Raw genomic sequence first — 4373 nt, 5'->3', positions numbered from 1 at the left:
TTGCCGATGACCAGGCCCGGCTGCGACTCCTTGCCGCCGAAGTAGCTGATCCGCGGGTATGTCCGCGAGGAGCGTGGTGTCGGCAGCCGTCGGCTCGGCACCCGTCCACGGGCCCGGGTCTCAGCTGAAGCTGCCGAGTTCGTCGTCCAGGATGCCGAAGAGCTCGTCCGCCGTGGCCGTTTCCAGCCCGGCCCCTCCGGTGTGCCCGGTGCCGGTCTCCGGCGACTGCGCGGTGCCGTCCCACCGGGCGCTGAGCGTGCGCAGCCGGGCGGCCACCCGGGCCCGCTGCTCCTCGTCCGGCGCGGCCCCGTCCAGCGCGGCGTCCAGCACCGCCTCCAGGCGCACCACTTCGGCCTCGATGTCGACCACGTCACCCGAGGTGTCGCCGCCCAGCTCGGCGAAGAGGTGCCGGGCGAGCGCGTCGGAGGTCGGGTAGTCGAAGGTGAGCGTGGTGGAGAGCCTGAGGCCGGTGTCGGCGCTGAGCCGGTTGCGCAGTTCCAGGGCGGCCAGCGAGTCCACGCCCAGGTCGCCCAGGGGGCGCTGGGGGTCGACGGCGCTGCCGGAGCCGTGGCCGAGGACGTCGGCGACATGTCCGCACACCGTCTCCACCAGCAGGCGCAGGCCGTCGGCCGCTCCCAGCCCGGCCAGCCGCGCGGGCAGCGGCTCGGCGGACACCGGAGCCTGTGTCACGGCGCGGGCGGTGCGCCGTACGGCCGCGGGCGCGAGGCCCCTGACCAGGGCGGGCGCGTCCTCGGTGACCTGGACCCGGACCGGCAGCAGCAGGGCCCGGCCGGCGGCGGGGGCGCCGTCGGCGGCCAGCGCCCGGTCGAACAGGGCCAGCGCCCGGTCGGCCGGCAGCGGCAGGATCCCGTCACGGGCCAGCCGGCGCAGTTCGGTCTCGCCGAGCCCCGCCGCCATGCCCTCCCCCGTGTCCCACAGTCCCCAGCCGAGCGAGAGGGCCGGCAGCCCCTCGGCGCGGCGCCGCGCGGCCAGCGCGTCCAGGAAGGCGTTCCCGGCGGCGTAGTTGGCCTGTCCCGCCGCGCCCAGCGTGCCGGCGGCGGAGGAGAACAGGACGAACGCGGTGAGGCCGAGGCCGCGCGTCAGCTCGTGCAGATGCCAGGCGGCGTCGGCCTTGGGACGCATCACCGCCTCCAGCCGCTCGGGCGTGAGGTCGGTGAGGAGCCCGTCGTCCAGGACGCCCGCGGCGTGCACCACGGCGGTCAGCGGATGCGCGGCCGGCACGGACGCCAGCAGGGAGGCCAGCTCGGCGCGGTCGGACGCGTCGCACGCGGCGACGGTCACGGTCGCGCCCAGTGCGGCCAGATCGTCCAGGACACCGGGCTCGGGGACGCGTCCGCCGCGGCCGGCCAGCAGCAGGTGGCGTACGCCGTACCGGGTGACCAGGTGCCGGGCCAGCAGCCGGCCGAGGCTGCCGGTGCCGCCGGTGACCAGGACGGTTCCCTCCGGGTCGAGGACGGACGCCGGGGCCGGTCCGGCATCGGTGACCCTGGCCAGTTCCGGCACGTACACCGTGCCCGCCCGCAGGGCGAGTTCGGGTGCGCCGGTGGCGACGGCGGCCGGGAGGGCGGCGGCCGAGGCCGGGGCGTCGTCGGTGTCCACGAGCACGAACCGGCCGGGGTGCTCGACCGCCGCCGCCCGGACCATGCCCCAGATCACGGCCTGCGCGGGGTCCGGCGCCGCGCCGGCGTCGACGGTGACGGCGGACCGGGTCAGGACCACCAGCGACGCCCCGTCCGGCGAGTCGGCGAGGTGCCGGCGCAGGGCGCTGAGGGTCTGCACGGCGGTCTTCCGGGCCAGCGCGGGCGGTTCGGCGCCGGGGCCGGGGTCCGCGGTCACGGTCAGGGTGTGGGGTACGGGCGCGGAGCCGTCGGCGTCGACCGGCAGCGCGGTCCACCGCACGTGGAACAGGTCGCCGGGCTCGGGGGCCGCCGCGTTCAGCTGCTCGGCGGTCACCTGGCGGATGCGCAGCGACGCCACCTCGGCCACGGGTGCGCCCGTGCCGTCGTAGAGGCGCAGGGTCATGTGGTCGGCGGTCTGCGGGGTCAGGCGCAGCCGCACCGCCGTCGCGCCGGTCGCGTAGAGGGTGACGCCCTCCCAGGAGAAGGGCAGGGTCATCACGGTCGGGTCCTGGCCGTCGAGCAGGTCGATGGCGTGCAGTGTGGAGTCGAGCAGCGCCGGGTGCAGGGCGAAGCCGTCGGCCGCGGCGGCGTCCGGCAGGGCGAGTTCGGCGCAGACCTCGTCGCCGAGCCGCCACGCGGCACGCAGGCAGCGGAACAACGGGCCGTAGTGGTAGCCCTGTTCGGCCAGGTGGTCGTAGGTGGCGGTGACGTCGACGGGTACGGCGCCGGCCGGCGGCCAGTCGGCCACGGCTGCCGGTTCGGGTGCGGTGCGCGGGGCGAGGACGCCGGTGGCGTGCCGGGTCCACTCGCCGTCCGTGCCCTCCACGCGGGCGTGCACGCCGAGTTGCCGGCGTCCGTCGGCGTCCGGGGCGGCGGCGGTCACCTGGAGGTGGACGGCGCCCTGTTCGGGCAGCACCAGGGGCCGTTCCAGGCTGAGTTCCTCCACCCGTGGGCAGTGCGTGCGGTCGCCGGCCTGCACGGCCAGTTCGACGAGGGCGCTGCCCGGGACGAGGACGACGCCGGCCACGGCGTGGTCCGCGAGCCAGGGGTGGGTGGCCAGGGACAGACGGCCGGTCAGGGCCAGTGTGTCGTCTCCGGCCAGCGCCAGGGCGGCGCCGAGCATCGGGTGCCCGGCCGGTACCTGGCCGAGACCGCCGGCGTCGGCGACCACACCGGGCTCGTCGTCCAGCCACAGCCGCCGGCGCTGGAAGGCGTAGGTCGGCAGGTCGGTGCGGCGGGCGCCGGTGCCGGCGAACACGCGCTGCCAGTCGACGGGCACCCCGCGCACCTGGGCGGTGCCGAGCAGCAGCGCGAAGGTCTGCTCCTCGTCACGGTCGCGGCGCAGCGCCGGGACGAACGCCGACCGTTCGGGGTCGGTGACGGCGTGCGCGCCCATGGCCGAAAGGACGGCGTCGGGGCCGAGTTCGAGGAAGGTGCGCACTCCGTCGGCCGCCAGCGTGCGGACGCCGTCGCCGAAGCGGACCGTCTCGCGGACGTGCCGGACCCAGTACTCGGGGTCGCACAGCTCGTCCTCACCGGCGCGCGCTCCGGTCACGTTGGAGACGACCGGAAGGGCGGGCGGCGCGTAGCGCAGCTCACGGGCGGTCTTCTCGAACTCCGCCAGCATCGGGTCCATCAGCGGCGAGTGGAAGGCGTGGCTGACCCTGAGCCGCTTGGTACGGCGGCCGGAGAAGGCCGCGGCCACGGCGTCCACGGCGGCCTCGGTACCGGAGACGACGACGGCGCGGGGTCCGTTGACGGCGGCGACGGACACCTCGGGGCCGAGGTGGGGCAGCACCTCGTCCTCGGTGGCGTCGACGGCCAGCATCGCGCCTCCGGCGGGCAGTGCCTGCATCAGCCGGCCGCGGGCGGCGACCAGCCGGGCGGCGTCCGCCAGGTCCCAGACGCCGGCGGCGTGCGCGGCCGTCAGTTCGCCGACGGAGTGGCCGGCCAGCCAGTCCGGGCGCACGCCGTGGGACTCCAGCAGCCGGTACAGGGCGGTCTCCACGGCGAACAGGGCGCTCTGCGTGTAGAGGGTGTGGTCGAGCAGGCCGGCCTCCCGGGAGCCGGGCTCGGCCCACATCACGTCCCGCAGCGGGCGGTCGAGGTGGGCGTCGAGCGCCTGGACCACCTCGTCCAGTGCCCGGCGGAAGGCGGGGTGGGCGGCGTACAGGCCGCGGCCCATGCCCGGGCGCTGGGCGCCCTGTCCGGTGAAGAGGAAGGCGGTCCTGCCCTCGGCGGGCCGGCCGCGGACGACCGTGTCGGCGGCGGAGCCGTCGGCGAGCGCGGCCAGACCGGCCAGCAGCTCGTCCCGGTCACGGGCGACGACCGCGCCCCGGTGGGTGAGGGCGGCGCGGCCCGTGGCCAGGGAGCGGGCCAGGTCGGGCAGGGGCCGGTCGGCGACCTCGCGCAGCCGTGCGGCCTGGGCGGCCAGTGCCTCGGGGGTGGCGCCGGAGAGCACGAGCGGCAGCAGTGGGGCCGCCGCCTCTTCCGTGTCGGGGGCCGGTTCCCCGGCCGGTGCCTCCTCGATGATGGCGTGCACGTTGGTGCCGCTGATGCCGAACGAGGACACACCGGCCCGGCGGGGACGGTCCGTCGCCGGCCAGGCCCGCTCCTCGGTCAGCAGCCGCACGTTCCCGGCGTCCCAGTCGACCTGGGTGGACGGCTGGTCCACGTGCAGGGTCCTGGGGAGCACGCCGTGGCGCATCGCCATCACCATCTTGATGACGCCCG

1 protein-coding gene is annotated in these 4373 nt (G+C 76.8%); it reads right to left on the bottom strand.

Going from position 1 to position 4373, the window contains the following annotated elements; genetic code table 11:
* Window positions 1-120 precede the first annotated feature (120 nt).
* Window positions 121-4373 (bottom strand): SDR family NAD(P)-dependent oxidoreductase (locus AB0B40_RS37990; protein ID WP_362268191.1); only part of this gene is annotated, 4253 nt, incomplete at its 5' end.

It is taken from the genome of Streptomyces sp. NPDC042638, assembly GCF_040647235.1.
Classification (GTDB): Bacteria; Actinomycetota; Actinomycetes; order Streptomycetales; family Streptomycetaceae; genus Streptomyces; species Streptomyces rameus.
The sequence above is the reverse complement of the archived record's forward strand: the minus strand, read 5'-3'. Positions and strand labels throughout refer to the sequence as shown.